The sequence below is a fragment of the Pedococcus bigeumensis genome, assembly GCF_039531795.1.
In the GTDB taxonomy this organism is placed as follows: domain Bacteria; phylum Actinomycetota; class Actinomycetes; order Actinomycetales; family Dermatophilaceae; genus Pedococcus; species Pedococcus bigeumensis.
This window is the reverse complement of the sequence record NZ_BAAAQS010000003.1, coordinates 139,583-159,906: the sequence shown is the minus strand read 5'-3', so window position 1 is coordinate 159,906 and position 20,324 is coordinate 139,583. Positions and strand designations below refer to the sequence as shown.

Genomic DNA, 20,324 nt, shown 5'->3' with positions numbered 1-20,324 from the left:
CCGGGGGTGACCGGCGGCCGTCAGTGGCGGGTCGTCAGTGGCGCAACGGGAAGGTCAGCGGGCCCGGCGCTTGAGGCGCTCGACGTCGAGCAGCAGCACCGCGCGCGCCTCGAGCCGCAGCCAGCCACGCGTGGCGAAGTCGGCGAGCGCCTTGTTGACCGTCTCGCGGGAGGCGCCGACCAGCTGTGCGAGCTCTTCCTGGGTGAGGTCGTGGGCGACCAGGATGCCCTCCTCGACGGGGCGTCCGAACCGGGCCGACAGGTCGAGCAGGGCCTTCGCGACGCGGCCGGGGACGTCGGTGAAGACGAGGTCGGCGAGGTTCTCGTTCGTGCGGCGCAGGCGCTTGGCGAGCGCGGCCAGCAGGACCTTCGCGACGCCGGGGCGCCCTTCGAGCAGGCCGTTGAGGTCGTCGTTGCCGATGCCCAGGAGCTGGGTCTCGGCCACCGCGGTCGCCGTCATCGTGCGCGGGCCGGGGTCGAACAGGCTGAGCTCGCCGAACATCTCACCCGGGCCGAGGATCGCGACGAGGTTCTCGCGGCCGTCGGCGCTGCGGCGCCCGAGCTTCACCTTGCCCTCGCGGATGACGTAGAGCCGGTCGCCCTGGTCACCCTCCGTGAACAGCACGTCGCCGCGCTCGAGGCGGGTCTGCGTCATCGAGGCCATCAACGTCGTCGACGCCTCGTCGTCCAGCGCTGCGAACAGCGGGGCCTTCTTCACCACGTCGTGATCCACGGGCGACAGTGTGCCACGTCGGATGTCTGCCTCGCCCCGTAGTCTGTGGTGGTGTCTGGAGCTCCCGCGCGCGCTGCCGGCGACGAGTCCCCCGTCGCCCTGACGCGGCGTGCCCGGCGGATGTACCGGATCCTCCACGAGCACTACCCCTATGCCCACTGCGAGCTCGACTTCGACAACCCGCTGCAGCTCCTGGTGGCGACCGTGCTGTCCGCGCAGACCACCGACGTGATGGTCAACAAGGTGACGCCGCAGCTCTTCGCGCGCTACCCCGACGCCGCCGCGCTGGCCGGGGCGGACCGCGAGGAGATGGAGGCGCTGCTCAAGCCGACCGGCTTCTTCCGCGCCAAGACCAACTCGGTGATGAAGCTCGGCGCCGACCTGGTCGAGCGCTTCGACGGCGAGGTGCCGCCGCGGATGAAGGACCTCGTCACGCTCCCCGGCGTCGGCCGCAAGACCGCGAACGTCGTGCTCGGCAACGCCTTCGGCATCCCCGGCATCACCGTCGACACCCACTTCGGCCGGCTGGTCCGCCGGTTCGGCTGGACCACCGAGGACGACCCGGTCAAGGTCGAGCACGCCGTCGGGGCGCTGATCCCGCGCAAGGAGTGGACGATGCTGTCGCACGTCCTGATCTTCCACGGCCGCCGCACCTGCCACGCGAAGAAGCCCGCCTGCGGCGCGTGCCCCGTGGCCCGGTTGTGCCCCTCCTACGGCGTGGGGGAGACCGACCCGGTCAAGGCCGAGAAGCTGCTCAAGTTCGAGCTCGCGCCCGGGGCGACCAACCCGTATGCCGCGGCGTCGGCTGCCGCTGCCGGCTCCGGTGCGGTGGCGCAGGCCGATGTGACCGGGACCCGCGCGCCGTGACCCTCGGCCGTCCCTCCTGGATCGACCGCGCCCGTGACGCGATCGCCGCCGCGGACCGCGGGTACTTCGAGACCTTCGCCCCGCCGCCGGAGGGGGGCCGACGCTCCAGCGTGATGATCCTGTTCGGCCCGTCGCCGGCCGGGGGCGAGGACGTCGTGCTCACCGAGCGCGCCCACACCCTGCGGACCCAGCCCGGCGACATCTCGTTCCCCGGCGGCAAGCGCGAGCCGTCCGACCCCTCGAACGCCGCGGCCGCCCTGCGCGAGACGCAGGAGGAGGTCGGGATCGACCCCGCCACGATCGAGGTCGTGGCGGAGCTGCCCGACATCTACCTGAGCCCCCGCCAGTTCGTCGTCACCCCGGTGCTCGGCTGGTGGCGCGACCCGAGCCCGCTCGACACGGTCGACCCGACCGAGGTGCATCGAGCCGTCCGGGCGCCGCTGGCGGAGCTGCTCGACCCCGCGGCCCGGTTCACCGTGTCGCACCCGAGCGGCTACCGCGGGCCGGGGTTCGAGTTCGACGGGTTGTTCGTCTGGGGGTTCACGGCCGGCCTGCTGTCCGCGGTGCTCGATTTCGGCGGGCTGACCGTTCCGTGGGACCGTAGCGTCGAGCGTCCGCTCCCCGACCGCTACCGGCCGGGGGGATCGCAGGACGCCCTCACCCGGACCGCGACGGAAGGCCGAGCCTGATGTTCCTCGGACTGACCGTCCTCGACTACCTGCTGATCCTGTTGTTCATCAGCTATGCGTTCACCGGGTTCCGCCAGGGTCTGGTGGTCAGCGTCCTGTCCCTCGCGGGGTTCCTCACCGGCGGTGCGCTCGCCATGTGGCTCGTCCCCAAGGGGATCGAGCAGTGGACCGAGCTGGAGTCGTCGCCGCTGCTGCGCTCGGTCGTCCTGATCGCCGGGGTGTTCATCCTCGCGTCCGCCGGCCAGGCGGTCGCCGTGGCGGTCGGCGGGTCGCTGCGGTCGCGGCTGAAGATCAAGCCGGCCCAGTGGTTCGATGCCAGCGCCGGCGCCGTCGCCGTCGTCCTCTCGGCCGCCGTGCTCGTCTGGTTCATCGCCGGTGCCCTGCGTGGGGGTGCGCCGGCCCCGATCGCCAAGGCCATCGGTGAGTCCCGCGTGCTGCGCGCCATCGACACGGTGGTGCCGCCGGGCACGTCGCGACTGTTCGCGTCGTTCCGGGAGGTGCTCGACCGCGAGGGCTTCCCGCGCGTGTTCGACGGCCTCGAGAGCGAGCGGATCGCCCCGGTCGCCCCTCCCGACCCTGCTGTCGCCCAGACCGCAGGGGTGCGGGCAGCCGCAGCCTCGGTCATCAAGATCACCGGGGTCGCCGATGCCTGCAACCGCGGGCAGGAGGGCAGCGGCTGGGTCGTCGCCCGCGAGCGCGTGGTGACCAACGCCCACGTCGTCGCCGGCATGGAGACCGCCACCCTGCGCATCCACGGCACCGGGCGGTCCTACGTCGGCCGCGTGGTCATCTTCGACGCCAAGCGCGACCTGGCTGTCCTCGCCGTGCCCGGCCTGCCGGCCCAGCCGCTGAGCCAGGGAGCCGACCTGGCCCGCGGCGACAGCGGGGTCGTGGCCGGCTTCCCGCTCGACGGTCCCTACCGGCTCGACGCCGCGCGGGTCCGGGAGGTCGTCGACGCCCGAGGCTCGGACATCTACGGCCAGCCCGGCACCAGTCGTGAGGTCTACTCGCTCTACGCCCAGGTGCGTCCCGGCAACTCCGGTGGCCCGCTGCTGTCGACCGACGGCCGCGTGGTCGGCGTCGTCTTCGCGAAGTCGCTCGACGACGCCAGCACCGGCTACGCGCTGACGATGGACGAGGCCAAGCCCGTCCTCGACGCCGCCTCGAGCGCCTCGACCCCGGTCGACACCGGCGCCTGCGTCGCCGGCTGAGCCACCCGGCATATCCCTCTCGCACCCCCACCCCGAGCACTTGTTGCCATCTGGTGGTCACGGATCGGTGGTTTCGGGGGTCTGGTGACCACCTGCACGCAACAAGTCACCCACTCCGAGGACTTGTTGCCATCTGGTGGTCACGGATCGGTGGTTTCGGGGGTCTGGTGACCACCTGCACGCAGGAAGTGCGGGTGAGACCGCGTCGCCTCAGTGGAGGGTGGCGAGCCAGTCGAGCAGGTGCTGGTTGACCACGTCGGGGGCCTCCTCGGGCAGGAAGTGACCCGCGTTCGGCACGAGGTGTCGCTCGAACGGGCCGGTCACGTAGGAGGCCGAGCCGCCCGCCGTGTCGGCCAGCACCGCACCGTCGTGCTCGCCGTGCAGCTGGAGCACCGGCAGGCTGATCGGTGTCCTCATCCGGGCCGCGAACTTCCAGCCGTCGGGCCGGACCTGGCTGCGGACCACCCACCGGTAGTACTCCGCGGCGGAGTGGGCCACGAACGGCAGCGCCATCGCGTCGGCGTAGATCCGGGCTTCCTCCGGTGAGGGCCAGATCCCCTCGGGGGAGGCCCACTCGCGCAGCAGCCGCTGGACGTAGCCGCCGTGCACGGTCATCTGCCGCTCCGGGACGAACGGTCTCTGCAACCCGCCCAGGTAGGCGTTCGCCCTGAGCTGGCGCGGGTTCGCGAACGACGCCTTCCGGAACACTAGCGGGTGGGGCATCGACAGTGATGCGATGGCCCGGGTCACGGTGGGCTGCAGGGTCGGCATGCTCCACGCGATCCAGCCGCCCCAGCCGTGTCCGACCACCACCGCGCGTGATCCCCCGAGCGAACGCAGCACCGACGCCACGTCGGTCGCCGACGTGCGCGTGTCGTAGCCGCGTGGGGGCTTGTCCGACGCCCCGTAGCCGCGCAGGTCCATCGCGCAGGCGCGGTACCCGCTCTCGGCCAGGGCTGCCATCTGGTGCCGCCACGCCCACCAGAACTGCGGGAAGCCGTGCAACAGCAACACGATCGGCCCTTCGCCCTGCTCGGCGACGTGGAAGCGCGCACCGTTGGCCGCGACGAACCGGTGCTCCCACGGGCCCTCGATGAGGACCATCGAGGCGTCGAGACTCATGGCTGGGTATGCCGTTCGGCTGGGTGTCGGTGGACGGGTCGCGTCTGTCGCTGGCCCGGTGAGGGTACCGCTCCGGGTGGGGGTCCGTCAGGACGCTGACTTGACCGCGGTGACGGTGTCCTGGGCGTTCTTGATGGTGCGCTCGGGCTTGCCCTTGATCTTCTTCATGCTGTTGCGCCCCACGAGCCCGAGGACCGCGGCGACGAGGAACAGCAGCCCGGTGGTGATCAGGTAGCCGGCCCACTCGGGGAGCCAGATGTCGATCACGGCGACGATGGTGTGGAACAGGAAGATCAGCCCGAGCAGGGCGACGAACCCGGCGGCCGCGAACATGCCGGCGCCCGCTGCGGCCCGCTTGGCGTCAGCCGCGATCTCGGCCTTGGCCAACGCGATCTCGCTGCGGACGATCGTCGAGACGTCGTGGGTGGCGTCGGCAACGAGCTGACCGATGGTCCGTTCGGTGCCGTCGTTGTTCAGCTGGTTGGGAGCCATGCGCCTCACCTTCGCTTCCTCGTGTCCGGTGTGCCGGCTTCCCAACCCTAACGGCGTCGTTGGCCGTCCACATCCGTGACCTCGTCCGATGCCCGTTCCGTGACCTCGCCCGACGCTCCCTGCGTGGGCCCGGCCGATGCCGCGGCGGGCACTGTGTCCGGCGCCTCGAAGCAGTCGGGGATGCCGTCGCCGTCGTCGTCGCGCGACTCCAGCTCCCAGAGGCGCCGGTAGACCCGGTTGCGGGCACGCAGCACCACGGTGGCGAGGATCGCCGAGACCAGTGACCCGACCAGGACCGCCAGCTTCACGTGCTCGTCGCGGGGGCTGCCCGTGCCGAAGGCCAGCTCGCCCACGAGGAGCGAGACGGTGAACCCGATACCGGCCAGCAGCGACAGCCCCACGACGTCCCACCAGGCCAGGTCGTCGTCGAGCTCGGCCCGGGTGAACCGCGCGAAGACCCACGTGCCGCCGAAGACCCCGACCAGCTTGCCGAGGACCAGCGCGAGGACCACCGCGACCGCGGCCTCGTCGGCGAGGCTGTCGCCGAAGCCGCCACCCACCACCCTGACCCCGGCGGCGAAGAACGCGAACACCGGGACCGCGACCCCGGCCGACAACGGTCGCAGCCGGTGCTCGAACCGGTGCGCGACGTCGGTGTCGGCGTCGAGGGGGCTCACCGTCGGCACCCGTGACACCCGCGACGCCCGGGTCTGCGGTTTCACCGGCACGACGAGCCCCAGCAGCACGCCCGCCACGGTGGCGTGGATGCCGGAGGCGTGCACGAGCGCCCAGGTGACGGCGGCCAGGGGGAGCAGCAGCCACCAGTGCGCGACCCGGCGTTGGACCAGGGCCGCGAAGAGGGCCAGCGGCACCAGGGCGAGCGCGAGCAGGGGGAGGTCGAGCTCCTTCGTGTAGAAGACCGCGATGATCGTGATTGCGACCAGGTCGTCGACGACCGCGAGGGTGAGCAGGAAGCTGCGCAGCGCCGACGGCAGGTGGGTGCCGATCACCGCGAGCACGGCCAGCGCGAAGGCGATGTCGGTCGCCGTCGGGATCGCCCAGCCCCGCAGCGCGTCACCCTGCGCGCCCAGGAGGGTGACGGACCCGGCATACACGAGGGCCGGGAGGGCGACGCCGGACACGGCGGCGGCCACGGGCAGGGCGGCCCTGGACGGGGTGCGCAGCTCGCCGACGAGGAACTCGCGCTTGAGCTCGAGGCCGGCGACGAAGAAGAAGATTGCGAGCAGGCCGTCGGCCGCCCACTGCCCGAGGGACAGGTCGAGGTGCAGCGCAGCCGGGCCGAGCGTGGTGTCGCGCAAGCCGCTGTAGGCCGCGTGCCACGGCGAGTTCGCCCAGGCCAGTGCGGTGACGGCCGCGAACAGCAGCAGGGCGCCACCCACGGTCTCGGTGCGCAGGGCCCCGGCGACGTGCTGCGCCTCCTGCCACGTGGTGCGGGCGAAGAGACGGGGCCGCAAGGGGTTGAGGCTCATGGGTTCCTCAGGGGTCGGCAACGGGCACAGACGTCCGCGCGGACGCCGCCGACCAGACTTCCCGGCTCACCTGCGGTCCATCCTAGTCGCGGGCGACGGTGGGGGTCTCGCTGCGAGCCCGGTCCCGGAGCACCGCGAACATCGCGGCGAGGGCCTGGTCGTCCTCGTCGCTGGCGCTGACCTCGCCCTCCTGGGTGAGGGTCTTCCCGAAGGAGAGCCCGGGGCCGTCGACCACGGTCATCTTCACGCGCTCGAGGGTCTGTCGAAGCGCCGACTTCGCGTAGCTCGCGCCGTGCCAGCCGTAGCCGACGCAGCCCACCGGCAGGCCCTCCCACTCGGCGTAGAGGTAGTCGATGGCGTTCTTCAGGGCAGCGTTGTAGCCGCGGTTGTACTCGGGCATGACGAGCACCAGCGCGTCGGTCGCCAGCATGGCCGCCGACCACCGGCGGGTGTGCTCGTGGGTGTAGTTGCCGTCGGCGGGCTGGCCCGGCTCGTCGAGGAAGGGCAGGTCGAGCTCGCGCAGGTCGTGGACCGTCACGTCGAAGTCGGCCGGGACCGCCTCGAGCGCCCACTCGGCGACCTGGTGGCCGATCCGCTTGGGACGGGTGCTGGCGATGACGACGGACAGGCGGATGGAGGCCATGGCGAGAGCCTAGGCGGCCGTGCTCAACCGCGGGTCAGGCGCTCGACCCACTCGGCCGGCCACGGAGCGCTCGTGGGGCGACCCGGTCCACGGCGGTCGAGGTGCACCGTGACGTAGCGCCCGTGCGCGGCCCGGACGCGGGCCGACTGCTCGAACTCCTCACCCCAGACCTCGAACCCGAAGGTCATCGACGACGTGCCCAGCTCGGTGACCGAGACGGTCGTCGTCACCTCCTGGCCGAAGAACAGGGGAGCCTCGAAGTCGGCCTCGAACCGGACCCGAGGGGCGACGGGGAAGTAGCCGTCCAACCCCCGTTCCCTCGTCAGCGCGGCTTCTGCTGCCTCGACCAGCCGGATGACGGTGCTGTTGTGGTAGATCCCGGCGGCGTCGGTGTCGATCCACTCGATCCGCGACCGCAGCGACGCGCTCGCGGTTGCCACGGCGGACGGGCTCATGCGGACACGGGCTGAGGGGTCGTCGCGGCGGGCTGGCTCGCGCCAGGACGCCAGCGCAGGTGGACCTGGTCCTCGGTGCCCTCCCGGAGCAGGGCCAGTCGCGGGGGGATCTTGTCGGTGCGCGCCGTGGGTGGCCGGCGCCGCCCGGCCTTCCACGGGTCGGGCCACTCGGCAGCCGGCCCGGCGTAGCCCTGTTCGGCGGCGGCGTGCAGCGTCCACATCGGGTCGTAGAGGTGGGTCCGGCCGAGGGCGCAGAGGTCTGCGCGCCCCGCGAGGAGGATCGAGTTGACGTCGTCGTGGGAGGAGATCGCGCCGACCGCGATGACCGCAACCCCTGCGGGACGGGCGACCTCGTGACGGATCCGGTCTGCGAAGGGGGTCTGGTACGACCGCCCGAAGGCCGGCTTCTCCGCCTTGCTGACCTGGCCGGTCGAGACGTCGATGGCCGCGGCGCCGTGGGCGATGAAGGCACGCGCGATCTCCACGCCGTCGTGCTCGGTGTTGCCGTCCGGCAGCCAGTCGGTCGCCGAGATCCGCACGGTCACCGGCACGTGGTCGGGGACCGCGGCGGTGACGGCGTCGAACACCTCGAGCGGGAAGCGCAGCCGGTTCTCCAGCGACCCGCCGTACTCGTCGGTGCGCTGGTTGGAGACGGGCGAGAGGAACGACGACAGCAGGTAGCCGTGTGCGGCGTGCACCTCGACGAGGTCGAACCCGGCCACGATGCCGCGCCGGGTCGCGTCGCGGAAGTCGGCGACGACCTGGTCCATGTCGGCCCGCGTCATCTCCCGGGGCAGGTGGCAGCCCTCGCCGTAGGGCAGCGCCGACGGCCCGACGACCTCCCAGTTGGCTTCGGGCAGTGGCTCGTCCATGCCCTCCCACATGAGCTTGGTCGAGCCCTTGCGGCCCGAGTGCCCCAGCTGCAGGCCGATCTTCGCGGTGCTGCGCTCGTGGACGAACGCCACGACCCGCCCCCAGGCGTCGCGCTGCTCGTCGGTCCACAGCCCCGGGCAGCCGAGGGTGATCCGGCCCTCGGGTGACACACAGGTCATCTCCGACATCACCAGGCCGGCCCCGCCGAGGGCCTTGGAACCCAGGTGCACGAGGTGGAACTCACCCGGCACACCGTCCACGGCGGAGTACATGTCCATCGGGGAGAGGACCACCCGGTTCTTCAGCTCCAGCGGGCCGATCCGCGCCGGCTGGAACATCGCCGGGGCCAGCTCATCGGCCTCGACGGTTCCGATGCCGGCAGCCACCCCTAGCGCGAAGGCGGCCTGGATCCGGGCGGCGAAGTCGGTGTCGCGGTCCTTGAGGTTCTCGAAGGTGATCCGGCGGGAGCGGGTGAGGAGGTTGAAGACGAACTCGTCGGGGTCCTGGTCGGCGTACATGCCGATGTTCTCGAACCACTCGAGGCTGGCCTGGGCCGCGCGCTGCGTCGACTCGACGACCGGCTTGCGCTCCTCCTGGTAGGCAGCCAGGGCCTGCGGCACGGACGCGTGCTCGTGCAGGCAGGCGGCCAGGGCCAGGGCGTCCTCCATCGCAAGCTTGGTGCCCGACCCGATGGAGAAGTGCGCGGTGTGGGCGGCATCGCCCAGCAGGACGACGTTGTCGTGGTGCCAGCTCTCGTTGCGGACGGTGGTGAAGCTCAGCCACTTGGAGTTGTTGGTGAGGATGCGGTGGCCGCCGAGGTCGTCGGCGAAGATCTCCGCGACCCGTTGCACGGCATACTCGTCCGACACCCCGGGAGGGAACACCTCGTCGGCGGTGCGGTCGAGACCGGCGCGGCGCCAGACCTCCTCGTGCATCTCGACGATGAAGGTGGACCCCTGGTCGGAGTAGGGGTAGCCGTGGATCTGCATGGTCCCGAACTCGGTGTTGCGCACGATGAACTGGAAGGCCTCGAAGACGAGGTCGGTGCCGAACCAGATGTACTTGTTGTGGCGCGGGTCGAGGCTGGGGCCGAACGCGTCGGCGTACTTCGTGCGGACCTGGGAGTTGAGGCCGTCGGCGGCGACGACGAGGTCGTGGGACGCGCACAGCTCGTCGGCGTCGGGCGCGACGGTGCGGTAGTGGACCTCGACGCCGAGCTCGGCCACCCGCGCCTGGAGGATGGCGAGCAGCTCCTTGCGGCTCATCGCCGCGAACCCCTGGCCCCCGATCGTCGACGACGTGCCGTCGATCGCCACGTCGATGTCGGTCCAGCGGGCGAACCGGCTCTCCATCGCCCGGTAGATCGTGGTGTCGGCGCTCTCGATCCCGCCGAGGGTCTCGTCGGAGAAGACCACCCCGAAGCCGAAGGTGTCGTCGGGGGCGTTGCGCTCCCAGACGGTCACCTCGTGGCCGGCGTCGAGCTGCTTCATCAGGGCTGCGAGGTAGAGGCCACCCGGGCCTCCGCCCACGATCGCGATCCTCATGACGTCGTCTCCTCGGTGGGCTGTCGGTCTGGCCGTTGCTGCTGGGTCAGGTCGCGGAGCTTGAAGTGCTGGAGCTTGCCGCTGGTGTTGCGGGGCAGCTGGTCGACGAAGCGCACCCGGCGGGGGTACTTGTAGGGCGCCAGCGTGGCCTTCACGTGGTCCTGGATCTCCCTGGCCTTGGCGTAGTCGCCGACCACCCCCTCGCGCAGCACGACGAACGCGCTGACGATCGAGCCCCGCTCGGGGTCGGGCTCGCCGACGACACCGGCCTCCACCACGTCGGGGTGGCCGTCGATCGCGGCCTCCACCTCGGGCGCGCCGATGTTGTAGCCCGACGACACGATCATGCTGTCGGTGCGTGCTCGGTAGAAGAAGTAGCCGTCCTCGTCCTCCACGAAGGTGTCACCGGTGACGTTCCAGCCGTCGACGACGTAGGCGTGCTGCCGGTCGTCGTCGAGGTAGCGGCACCCGACCGGGCCGATCACCGCGAGCCGTCCCTCGGTGCCCGGCGGCACGGGGCGGTCGTCCGGGCCGAGGATCGTGGCGCGGTAGCCGGGCACGGGCTTGCCGGTGCTGCCGGGACGGATGTCGTCGCCTGCGGCGGAGATGAAGATGTGCAGCATCTCGGTGGCGCCGATGCCGTCGACGATCACCAGCCCGAGCTCGGACCGGACCGTCTCCCACACCTCGTGCGCGATGTGCTCGCCAGCGCTCACCGCGATGCGGAGCCCCTTGAGCCGGGGGAGGTGCCCGGCCTTGATGATCTGCTTGTACGCGGTGGGAGCCGTGGCGAGGACGGTCACCCCGTGCTCCTCCACGATCTCGGCGAGCTGTGCGGGCGTGGCCATCTCGGTCACCAGTGCGCAGGCACCGGCCCGGAGGGTGAACACCACGAGCATGCCCAGCCCGAAGGTGAAGGCGAACGGCGCGGTGCAGGCCACGACGTCGTCCTCGGTGAGCCGCAGCGTATGGCGCCCGAAGGTGTTGTCGATCGACAGGATGTCGCGGTGGAAGTGCGTGGTGATCTTGGGGACGCCGGTGCTGCCCGAGGTGGGGCCGAAGAGGGCGACGTCGTCGGCTGCGGTGTCGACGGCGCGGTAGGTGTCCGGCTTCGACCGGACCCGGCGAGTCAGGTCGTCGTCGCCGTCCCCGCCGTAGGGGACGACGAGGAGGTCGCTCGCGACGGTGTCGCGCACCGTCTCGACGTCCTCGACGAACCGGTGGTCGACGAGTGCCACGGAAGGGCGGGTCTTCTCGACGATCGGGCCGAGCTCGCGGGCGCGCAGGGCGGCCATCGTCGTGACCGCGATGCCGCCGGCCTTGAGGGTGCCCAGCCACGCGGCGACGGTCCAGGGGTTGTTGGGGGAGCGGAGCAGGACGCGGTTGCCGGGCACGAGGCCGAGGTCGTCGGTCAGCACGGCGGCGACCTGGTTGACCCTCCGCAGCAGGTCGCCGTAGCTCCACACCGTGCCGTCGGGGGTGCGCAGCGCAGGCCGGTCGGCGCCGTGCTGCGCGATGGTCGCGTCGAGCAGCTCGACCGCGGCGTTGAGGCGCTCGGGGTACTGCAGCTCCGGCGTGGTGAACTCCAGCGTCGGCCACTCGCTGGTGGGCGGCAGGTGGTCGCGGGCGAACGTGTCGGTGTAGCCGCTCGGGGAGAGGGCGGTGGTGGGGGAGCTGGACATCACTGACCTCCGGGGGTGGCGCGGATCATGCCTTCCTGCACGACGGTGGCTAGGTGCTCGCCGTCGGGGGTGAAGAAGCGACCGAGGCCGACACCACGGCCGGAGTCGGCGGCGACCGCCTCCTGGGCGTAGAGCAGCCAGCCGTCGAGGGCGCCCGGCGCCGGCTGCCGGTGGAACCACATCGCGTGGTCGAGGCTGGCCGTGACCAACCCGGGCTGGGCCCAGGCGAGGTCGAGGACGCGCAGCACCGGCTCCAGGATCGTGTAGTCGCAGACGTAGGCCAGGGCGGCGAGGTCGCGCTGGGCATCCGTGAGCCCGTCGACCGGCCGCAGCGCGTCGAACGGCTTGACCCACAGGGCCTGCTGGGGCGCGGAGCCACCGTCGACCTCGAGGTAGACCGGGCCGGGGACGTGGCGCATGTCGAAGCTGCGCCCGCCCGACCAGTACTCCTTCGACACCGCCGTCATCGTCGAGTCCCCGCCCGGGTCGCGGTCGCGCAGGTATGCCGCGGAGCTGGGCAGCGTGTCGGCTGCCGGGACGTCGGCCGGTGCCGACGCGGCATACCGGCCCCCGGGCTCGCCGGCGGCGAAGCTGGCGAGGCAGGTGTAGGCGGCCTTGCCGTTCTGGAACGCGCGCACCTGCCGCGTGGCGTAGCCACGCCCGTCGCGCAGCACCTCGACCTCGTAGGTGACCGGTGCACCGATGTCGACCGGCCGCATGAAGTAGCTGTGCATCGAGTGCATGGTCTTGCCGTCGGTCACCGTGCGCAACGCTGCCGCCGCGGCCTGCGCGACCATGTCGCCGCCGTAGGCCTTGGGCCACGGGCACGGCTGCGTCGTCGCGGTGAAGGCGACGTCGAAGTGCTGGGCCGCAACGGGATCCAGGGCCAGCGCCCTCGTGACGATCTCGCTCGTGGGTGCCTTGGCCTCGTCCGGCGCGCTCGTCACGGGCGGTCCGCCCAGTGGCGCAGCTCGTGGTCGGAGACCTGGGGGAGGTTGACGACGATGTTCTCCGGGGTGCGGGTCGTCATCCAGGTCAGGGGGTTGTTGCGGTCGAGGTTGCACTCGACGTGCGGCATGAACGGCGGCACGAACACCCAGTCACCCTCGGCCATGTCGAGGTAGTCCTCGAACCGCTCGCCGAAGTAGATGCGCGCGCGACCGGAGAGGACGTAGCCGCCGGTCTCGGCCTCGCCGTGGTGGTGCGGCGCGGAGCGGTAGCCGGCCTCGTTGCTCACCTTGCCGAACCACAGCCGCCGCGCCGGGGTGTGCTGGATGCTGACGCCCGAGACGCGGCTGGCGCCCTCCGACTGGCCCGTGTCGCCGACCTCGAGCCCGGCGCGGGTGACGACAGGGACGACGAGCCCGTTGGCATCGGCATACATCGAGTTGTCGCCTTCGAGCTGGTACTTGCTGAGGTCAGGTTCCACGGGTGGCTCTCCTTCATCGGGGTCTGGGTCAGGTCTGGGTGAGGTCTGGGGGAGGTCTGGGGGAGGTCTGGTGTGGCGCTCAGGCCGTGGGTGCGGTGAGACGGATCGTGTTGCGCAGCAGCCCGATCCCCTCGATCTCGGTCTCGAGCACATCGCCGTCGACGAGGAACTGCTTCGGGTCGCGGGCGACGCCGACGCCTCCGGGTGTGCCGGTGAGCACCAGGTCTCCGGGCCGCAGGACCGTGAAGGTCGAGATGTAGGCGAGCAGATCGGCGGCGTCGAAGACCAGCGTCGCCGTGCTGTCGCGCTGCACCTGCGCGCCGTTGACGCGGCAGGTGATGGTCAGGCCGCGGGTGGGGTCCACCTCGTCGGGGGTGACGACGACGGGGCCGGTCGGGGTCGAGTCGTCCCAGGCCTTGCCCTGGAACCACTGGAGCGTGCGGTACTGCCAGTCGCGCACGGACACGTCGTTGGCCACGGTGTAGCCCGCGATCGCGGCCGCTGCCGTGGCGCGGTCGGCGCGACGGATGGTCGCCCCGACGACGACAGCCAGCTCTGCCTCCCAGTCGACGTCGGTGCCGGCGGGGAGGGAGACGTCGTCGACCGGGCCGACGAGGCTGTCGGCGTACTTGACGAAGAGCGTCGGGTGGGTCGGCAGCTCGCGCCCGGTCTCGAGGATGTGGTCGCCGTAGTTGAGGCCGCAGCAGATCACCTTGCCGGGCCGGGGCAGCGGCCGCACCGGCTCGGCCCCGGGGAGGAGCTCACCCAGTGGGCTGTCCGGTCCGAGGGTGCCGCCGGCGGCGAGGTGGGCGGACAGGTCGGTGGCGGGGAGGGCTCGCCAGCCGTCGGCGGCGCGGGCCGCGGCGCGCGTGGTCCCCTGGTGGGCGACGGTGCCGAACTGCATATAGCGAGATTTTCACGATCGTCGCCAAACGTCAATAGATGGGCTAGGCTCGAGCCACGTCACTCCGTCCCGCGCCGGCCACCCCTGGAGGTTCGATGTCCGCCCAGCCGCTGACCCCCGTGCCCGTCAACCCCGCGTCCCTGCCGACGCCGAGCGGCTACTCGCACGGCACGCTCAGCGGCAACACGCTCTACCTCGGCGGCCAGACGGCGCTCGACGAGCAGCTGCAGATCGTGCCGGGCGGGATCGTCGAGCAGTTCCGGCAGGCCTTCTCCAACGTCCTCACCACCCTGACCGAGGCGGGCGGCATCCCCGCCGACCTCGTGAGCATCACGATCTACCTCACCGACATCCCCGACTACCAGGCCCACGGCCGCGAGATCGGTCGCGCCTGGCGTGAGCTGGCCGGCCCGGTCTACCCCGCGATGGCAGGGATCGGCACGACCGCGCTCTGGCAGCCCGAGGCCCTCATCGAGATCGTCGGCGTCGCCGTCATCCCCGACGAGCGGCTCCGGCCTCAGCGGTGACGTAGTCGTGCGCCGGCCCCGCGAGGAGCTGGTGCAGGGCGAAGAAGGTCTCTGCCGCCCTGGTCCCCGACCACGAGTCGGGCAGCAGCTCGGTCGGCAGGCCGGGGTCGAGGTAGGGCAGCCGGCGCCACGAGGTCAGGGCCCGCACGTAGTCCGCGAAGGCCTGCGGCCCGGGCCGGACCTGCGGCTGGGCGGCCCAGCCCGCCCGCGCCGGCTCGAAGGTGTCGAGGAAGTCGGTGTAGAGCTGTCCCAGCGAGGCCAGGTCCCACCACTGGGCGACCTTGTCGGCGGGGTCGCCGAAGGCCAGGTACTCCGCGCGGAACAGGTCGACGTAGGGGTCGAGGCCGTCACCGAGCAGGACCGCCCGGGCGTCGTCGGCGAGGTGGCCGGGCGCGATCCACACGCCGGAGGACACGGTGCCGAAGCCCAGCCACGACAGCCGGGCGCGCAGCGCGTGCCGTTTCTGCCGCTCGGACTCCGGGACCGAGAAGACCACGACGACCCAGTCGTGCGAATGCTGCCCGGGTCGGGCGAAGATCCGCCGGTCGCCGACCTCGAGCACCTGCCTGGCGTACTCCGACAGCGCGTAGCCGGCCACGCCGTCACGGCGCTCGGCCTCGACGATCCCCCGGCGCTTGAGCCTCGACAGCGAGGAGCGGACCGCCTGCTCGTCGACCCCTGCTGCTGCCATCAGCCGGATCAGCGCGCTCACGCTGATCCAGCCACCGAACTCGCGGACGTAGAGGCCGAGCAGGGTGACGATGAGGGCGCGCGGCGGCAGTGGCCCCCGCTCGCTGCCACCATCGAGCTCGGTCGTCGTCACGGGACGAAATCTATCCGGCGGGTGGGCGAGACTTGTCCTCATCGGTGGCGAGTTCTAGAGTTCCGTTGCACAGAACTTGAAATCCGTATCGTGGAAGATTGAGGTCACGCGATGTCCGCACCGAGCCCGGGGTACTCCATCACCGTGCGCGCCGAGGCGCCGGCCGCGATCGACACCACCGGGGTCATCGCGGCCGCCGTCGCCGCGGCGGGAGGGGCGCTCACCGCCCTCGACGTCGTGGAGTCACACGGCTCCACGCTGGTCGTGGACGTGACCTGCAACGCCTCCGACGCCGACCACGCCGACCGGATCACCGCCGAGATCGCGGCGGTCGCGGGGGTCACGGTCCGCAAGGTCAGCGATCGCACCTTCCTGCTCCACCTCGGCGGCAAGCTCGAGGTCGTGCCGAAGGTGCCGCTGAAGCACCGCGACGACCTGTCCCGCGCCTACACCCCCGGGGTGGCCCGGGTCTGCCTCGCCATCGCGGAGAACCCCGAAGACGCGCGACGCCTCACCATCAAGCGCAACACCGTCGCCGTCGTGACCGACGGCTCGGCGGTCCTGGGCCTGGGCAACATCGGCCCGGCGGCGGCGCTGCCCGTCATGGAGGGCAAGGCCGCGCTGTTCAAGCAGTTCGCTGGCGTGGACGCCTGGCCGGTCTGCCTCGACACCCAGGACACCGAGCAGATCATCATGATCGTCAAGGCGATCGCCCCGGTCTACGGCGGCGTGAACCTCGAGGACATCTCGGCTCCCCGCTGCTTCGAGATCGAGGCCCGGCTGCGCGACGAGCTCGACATCCCGGTCTTCCACGACGACCAGCACGGCACCGCCATCGTCACCCTCGCCGCCCTCCGCAACGCGCTGCGCGTCGTGGGCAAGACGCTGGAGGAGGTGCGGATCGTGGTCTCGGGGGTGGGGGCTGCCGGTCATGCCATCATCCGGCTCCTCGACGCCCAGGGGGCCACCGACATCATCGGGTGCGACCGCCGCGGTGCACTGGACCCCGAGGCCGACCATGCCGACGAGTTCCGGGGCTGGATCGCCCGCAACACCAACCCGTCCCGCACGACCGGGACCCTCAAGGAGGTGCTGCGCGGAGCTGACGTGTTCATCGGCGTCTCGGCGCCGAACCTGCTCGACGGTGACGACATCGCGACGATGGCCGAGCGCGCCATCGTCTTCGCGATGGCCAACCCGGACCCCGAGGTCGACCCTGTGGCGGCGAGCCGGCACGCTGCCGTCGTCGCCACCGGCCGGTCCGACTACGCCAACCAGATCAACAACGTGCTCGCCTTCCCGGGATTCTTCCGCGGCCTGCTCGACGCCGGGGCGCGCGACATCACCGACGAGATGATGATCGCCGCCGCGGGCGCCATCGCCGACTGCGTCCACCCCGACGAGCTGAACGCCAGCTACATCGTGCCCAGCGTCTTCGACCCCGACGTCGCACCGGCCGTGGCCGCTGCGGTGCGGCAGGCAGCCGGCGGGCGCCACGCCGACCCGGCCGCGCGGCATACCGGCTCTGCCACGAGCCGCGAGGCGACAGCTCGATGACCGTGGACCTGGCCGCCCTCGGAGCCGCCCTCGACGACCGGCTGCGGGCCGCCGATGCCGACCTCGCCGCGCGGTTCCCCGGCGAGCGACCGGTGCGCCAACCGGTGCACACGGTCTACGTGCCGGCCGACCGCTACGACGCCGACCTCGGGTCGCGGTGGCAGGCCGAGGCGCTCGCGGCCCTGGACGAGCACGGCGGTGGCGCCGAGGGTGCGGCCGACGCGTTCGGTCTCCCGGCGCACCTCGCGGCGGACCTGTACACCCGTGTGCGCGCCAAGCTCGAGCGGGAGGCCATCGAGGACCTGCGGATCGACTTCGAGGACGGCTACGGCGCCCGGCCCGACGACGAGGAGGACGCGGCCGTCGACGCCGCCGCGGCGGGACTCCTGCGCGCGGTGGAGGCAGGGACCGCGACCGCCTTCAGCGGTATCCGGTTCAAGAGCTTCGAGGCGCCGACGCGGGCTCGCGGGCTGCGCACCTTCGCGCGGTTCGTCGGGGCGGTGGCGCGCGACGGGCGGCTGCCCGACGGGTTCGTCGTGACCTTCCCCAAGGTGACCTCGGTGGACCAGGTCGAGGCGATGCTCGTGGCCTGCCAGCAGGTCGAGGCGGCGGCCGGGCTGGCCGACGGGGCGATCCGGTTCGAGATCCAGGTCGAGACCCCCCAGGCGATCTGCGGGCCGGACGGCACGGCCCTGGTCGCCCGGATGGTGCACGCCTCCTCGGGGCGCTGCACCTCTCTGCACTACGGCACCTACGACTTCTCGGCGTCGTGCGGCATCGCGGCGGCGTACCAGTCGATGGAGCACCCGGCGGCCGACCACGCCAAGGCGGTCATGCAGGTCGCCGCAGCCGGCACCGGCGTGCACCTGTCCGACGGTTCCACCAACATCCTCCCGGTGGGCAGCCACGACGACGTGCTCGCGGCCTGGCGGCTGCACGGGCGGCTGGTGCGACGCTCGCTCGAGCGCGGCTACTACCAGGGCTGGGACCTGCACCCGGCCCAGCTGCCGAGCCGGTACGCCGCGACCTACTCGTTCTTCCGCGAGGGCCTGCCCGCGGCGGCGGAGCGGCTGCGCAACTACGTGGGCCAGGTCGCGTCCGGGGTGATGGACGAGCCGGCGACGGCCCGGGCGCTCGCTGACTTCGTCGTGCGGGGCCTGGACTGTGGCGCCGCCGACGAGCAGGAGGTGCACGTCCTCACCGGCCTGGACCGCCCCGCCATCGATCGGCTCGCGAAGCGGTCCCTGGCCTGACGGGGTCGCCGGGACCGCCGGCGGAGGCCGCGCAGTAGGTTGGCCGCATGCGCGTCAGGGTGGAGTTCACGACCGAGCCGTTCCACGGCGAGGACGGCCAGCTGCCCGAGCACGTCACCGCCTCCGCCGACGCCCTCCGGTATGCCGGGTTGGCGCCCGACCTGGGGCCACTCGGCACCTCGGTGGAGGGCGAGGCGGACCAGGTGGTCGACGCGCTGTCGGCGGCACTCAAGGAGGCACTGGCGCACGGGGCGACCCGGGTGACCCTCGTCGTCGGCGACATCGACGCGACCACCGACCACCCGGACGGCCCGCCGGCCGCGGCAGGGGCGTCGTCGACCGACCTCACCGACGGGTTGTCACGCCTCATCGCGGACGTCGAGCGCGAGCTCGGAGGCGCGTTGGCCGGTCTGCCGCGGGCCGAGAAGCAGCACGCGGTCCGGCTGCTCGAGGAGCGTGGCGCGTTCGAGATGCGCCGCAGTGCCGAGACGGTGGCGGAGGCCCTCGGACTGACCCGCTTCACCGTCTACAACTACCTCAACCGAATTCGCGAGACGGCTGCCGAGCCGTCGGGCTGAGTCGCCGACGAACGAGTTTCTCTCCGCCGCGTCATCGCGGACCCCTCTCGCGCGTCGAGTCAGCGGTCGTCGTCGACCTGGCGTCGGACCGGGGTGCCGCGTGGCGTGGGTCACAGCAGGAAGTTTTCCGGCCGCCGTGCGTCATGTTCGGTCCCTCTCGCGGTCTCAAGTCATTGGTGGGTGAGGGCCCCGGGCGGGTGTTCGCTGCGCCCAGAGGTCTGGCGCCCCCGAGTTCCGGGGGCCGCCGGCTCTTGGTCACGCACACAACGATTCAGATTCCGCGCAGAGATGGTGGTAACAGTGAGTTCAGCAACAGCGCGCCCGACGCGCCCGCACGGGTCATCGCAGGGTGCCCGACGGTGGCTTCGTGGGTTCGTGGCCTTCCTCCTCGTGGTCGCCGGCGGAAGCGCCGCGACCGTGGTCACCTCCGGCAGCGCGCTGGCGGCCGGGGGTGCGCTGACCGCAGCCGCCGCTCCCCAGGCGGCCCCGGCCGCACCCGCCCCCAACGGGTCGTGCGGAATGGCCAGCCCGGGCACGGGTCCGTACGCCAGCACCCTGTGCTGGCTGGACATGACGAGCTACAACATCGTGGCCGCTGCCACCGGCCAGCAGATCACGGAGTCGCTCCCGGGCGGCTACACGGCTACCTTCACGCTGACCGTCACCGGCCCGCGAGCGCTCTCCGCCTACCCCTTCCCGACCTTCTCCCAGGCCTACCTCGGCACGGGTTCCTACACGGGCGTGCCCGGGAAGCCGGCTCTCTACCAAGGCCTGTGGAACTCCGGGCTGGGGACGTCCGCCGCGCAGAACAGCTCGACCATCAACCTCTCCAACATCGTCGTGACCGACTCGGCCGGGAACCGGGTGACCAACTACTCGCTGGTCAGTGCTGACGCCGAGAGCACGGACTACCCGAGCAACGTCGCCTACCCGGAGTCCTTCACCTGGACCTCCGACCAGCCGTTCACCTCGCTCCAGCCGCTGGGCAACTCCTGCGGCGGCGGGTTCACCGGGGTGGGCACGACCACCGTCACCTGCACCGGTGGCGGCGCGGGAAGCCAGCAGCGCAAGACCGGTAACGCGATCCTGGCGACGACCAACCCCTCCACCCTCACCGCCGTGGTGCAGGCCTCCGCATCGCGACAGGGCGTGGCCTTCGGCTTCCTCTTCGAGAGCGTGACCCTGAACAAGACGGTGGTCAACGCGTATGGGGGAGACTCCTTCACCGTCGACGTGACCGGCAGCAACGGAACGCTGCAGGGCACCGCGAGCACCGCGCCCGGGGGCGCCTCGGCCACGACTGGTCCCGTCACCGTCATCGGCGACACCGCAGGTTCCATGGTCACCCTCTCGGAAACCGCGGCCGCCGCGAACGTCGGCACCTACACCCCGGCCTAGTCCTGCACGAGCGCGAATCCCGGCACCGCCGGACCGTTGCCGGCGGGAAACGCGG

20 protein-coding genes are annotated in these 20,324 nt (G+C 71.8%); 8 read left to right on the top strand and 12 right to left on the bottom strand.

Annotated features, from left to right (window positions below):
- Positions 1-54: 54 nt before the first annotated feature.
- Positions 55-732, bottom strand: a complete 678-nt coding sequence (locus ABD262_RS11325; protein ID WP_344135777.1) for a Crp/Fnr family transcriptional regulator — start codon at positions 730-732, stop codon at positions 55-57.
- Between the two features lie 120 nt (positions 733-852).
- On the opposite strand from ABD262_RS11325, the gene nth reads away from it, so the two are divergent.
- The 3 genes from nth to ABD262_RS11310 are packed head-to-tail and all read left to right on the top strand — an operon-like array spanning position 853 to position 3,499.
- Entirely contained in the window at positions 853-1,599 is a 747-nt protein-coding gene (gene nth, locus ABD262_RS11320) for an endonuclease III (protein ID WP_344138160.1), read from the top strand.
- Positions 1,596-2,288, top strand: coding sequence for an NUDIX hydrolase (locus ABD262_RS11315; RefSeq protein WP_344135773.1), 693 nt, complete (start codon positions 1,596-1,598; stop codon positions 2,286-2,288). The genes nth and ABD262_RS11315 overlap by 4 nt, the downstream gene beginning before the upstream one ends.
- The gene (locus ABD262_RS11310) at positions 2,288-3,499 is read left to right on the top strand and encodes a MarP family serine protease (protein WP_344135771.1); all 1,212 of its coding nucleotides are present in this window, start codon (positions 2,288-2,290) and stop codon (positions 3,497-3,499) included. The genes ABD262_RS11315 and ABD262_RS11310 overlap by 1 nt, the downstream gene beginning before the upstream one ends.
- Before the next feature lie 210 nt (positions 3,500-3,709).
- Here ABD262_RS11310 and ABD262_RS11305 read toward each other — a convergent pair whose 3' ends face one another.
- The 10 genes from ABD262_RS11305 to ABD262_RS11260 form a co-directional block, all read right to left on the bottom strand.
- Positions 3,710-4,621, bottom strand: a complete 912-nt coding sequence (locus tag ABD262_RS11305) for an alpha/beta fold hydrolase (RefSeq protein ID WP_344135768.1) — start codon at positions 4,619-4,621, stop codon at positions 3,710-3,712.
- Between the two features lie 87 nt (positions 4,622-4,708).
- Positions 4,709-5,113 carry a phage holin family protein gene (locus ABD262_RS11300; RefSeq protein ID WP_344135765.1) on the bottom strand — a complete coding sequence of 135 codons (405 nt, stop codon included), beginning with the start codon at positions 5,111-5,113 and terminating at the stop codon, positions 4,709-4,711.
- Positions 5,114-5,160: 47 nt separating this feature from the next.
- Entirely contained in the window at positions 5,161-6,603 is a 1,443-nt protein-coding gene (gene nhaA, locus ABD262_RS11295; protein ID WP_344135762.1) for a Na+/H+ antiporter NhaA, read from the bottom strand.
- Positions 6,604-6,685: 82 nt separating this feature from the next.
- Positions 6,686-7,246 carry an NADPH-dependent FMN reductase gene (locus tag ABD262_RS11290; RefSeq protein ID WP_344135760.1) on the bottom strand — a complete coding sequence of 187 codons (561 nt, stop codon included), beginning with the start codon at positions 7,244-7,246 and terminating at the stop codon, positions 6,686-6,688.
- Between the two features lie 23 nt (positions 7,247-7,269).
- Complete coding sequence (locus tag ABD262_RS11285; RefSeq protein ID WP_344135757.1) at positions 7,270-7,701, bottom strand: acyl-CoA thioesterase; 432 nt, start codon at positions 7,699-7,701, stop codon at positions 7,270-7,272.
- Entirely contained in the window at positions 7,698-10,118 is a 2,421-nt protein-coding gene (locus ABD262_RS11280) for a bifunctional salicylyl-CoA 5-hydroxylase/oxidoreductase (RefSeq protein WP_344135754.1), read from the bottom strand. Before ABD262_RS11280 ends, ABD262_RS11285 begins: the two co-directional genes overlap by 4 nt.
- Entirely contained in the window at positions 10,115-11,800 is a 1,686-nt protein-coding gene (locus ABD262_RS11275) for an AMP-binding protein (RefSeq protein ID WP_344135751.1), read from the bottom strand. Before ABD262_RS11275 ends, ABD262_RS11280 begins: the two co-directional genes overlap by 4 nt.
- Positions 11,800-12,747, bottom strand: coding sequence for an acyl-CoA thioesterase (locus tag ABD262_RS11270; protein ID WP_344135748.1), 948 nt, complete (start codon positions 12,745-12,747; stop codon positions 11,800-11,802). Before ABD262_RS11270 ends, ABD262_RS11275 begins: the two co-directional genes overlap by 1 nt.
- A complete protein-coding gene (locus ABD262_RS11265) occupies positions 12,744-13,229 on the bottom strand; it encodes a cupin domain-containing protein (RefSeq protein ID WP_344135745.1) in 486 nt (161 codons plus the stop codon). The genes ABD262_RS11270 and ABD262_RS11265 overlap by 4 nt, the downstream gene beginning before the upstream one ends.
- Positions 13,230-13,308: 79 nt before the next feature.
- Positions 13,309-14,133 carry a fumarylacetoacetate hydrolase family protein gene (locus ABD262_RS11260; RefSeq protein ID WP_344135742.1) on the bottom strand — a complete coding sequence of 275 codons (825 nt, stop codon included), beginning with the start codon at positions 14,131-14,133 and terminating at the stop codon, positions 13,309-13,311.
- Positions 14,134-14,228: 95 nt separating this feature from the next.
- Here ABD262_RS11260 and ABD262_RS11255 point away from each other — a divergent pair, with 95 nt between their 5' ends.
- Complete coding sequence (locus ABD262_RS11255; protein WP_344135739.1) at positions 14,229-14,660, top strand: RidA family protein; 432 nt, start codon at positions 14,229-14,231, stop codon at positions 14,658-14,660.
- Here the strand turns inward: ABD262_RS11255 and ABD262_RS11250 are convergent.
- On the bottom strand, positions 14,626-15,483 hold the full coding sequence (locus tag ABD262_RS11250; protein WP_344135735.1) for a PaaX family transcriptional regulator: 858 nt from the start codon (positions 15,481-15,483) through the stop codon (positions 14,626-14,628). The two genes, ABD262_RS11255 and ABD262_RS11250, sit on opposite strands and share 35 nt — an antisense overlap.
- Positions 15,484-15,594: 111 nt before the next feature.
- Here ABD262_RS11250 and ABD262_RS11245 point away from each other — a divergent pair, with 111 nt between their 5' ends.
- The 4 genes from ABD262_RS11245 (at position 15,595) to ABD262_RS11230 (ending at position 20,269) form a co-directional block, all read left to right on the top strand.
- A complete protein-coding gene (locus tag ABD262_RS11245) occupies positions 15,595-17,040 on the top strand; it encodes an NAD-dependent malic enzyme (protein ID WP_344135732.1) in 1,446 nt (481 codons plus the stop codon).
- Entirely contained in the window at positions 17,037-18,293 is a 1,257-nt protein-coding gene (locus ABD262_RS11240; RefSeq protein ID WP_344135729.1) for a DUF6986 family protein, read from the top strand. Before ABD262_RS11245 ends, ABD262_RS11240 begins: the two co-directional genes overlap by 4 nt.
- 47 nt (positions 18,294-18,340) lie before the next feature.
- Complete coding sequence (locus ABD262_RS11235) at positions 18,341-18,871, top strand: helix-turn-helix domain-containing protein (protein WP_344135726.1); 531 nt, start codon at positions 18,341-18,343, stop codon at positions 18,869-18,871.
- 375 nt (positions 18,872-19,246) lie between these two features.
- Positions 19,247-20,269 (top strand): CshA/CshB family fibrillar adhesin-related protein, encoded by a 1,023-nt coding sequence (locus ABD262_RS11230; RefSeq protein ID WP_344135723.1) that lies wholly within the window; start codon positions 19,247-19,249, stop codon positions 20,267-20,269.
- The last annotated feature ends 55 nt before the right edge of the window (positions 20,270-20,324 follow it).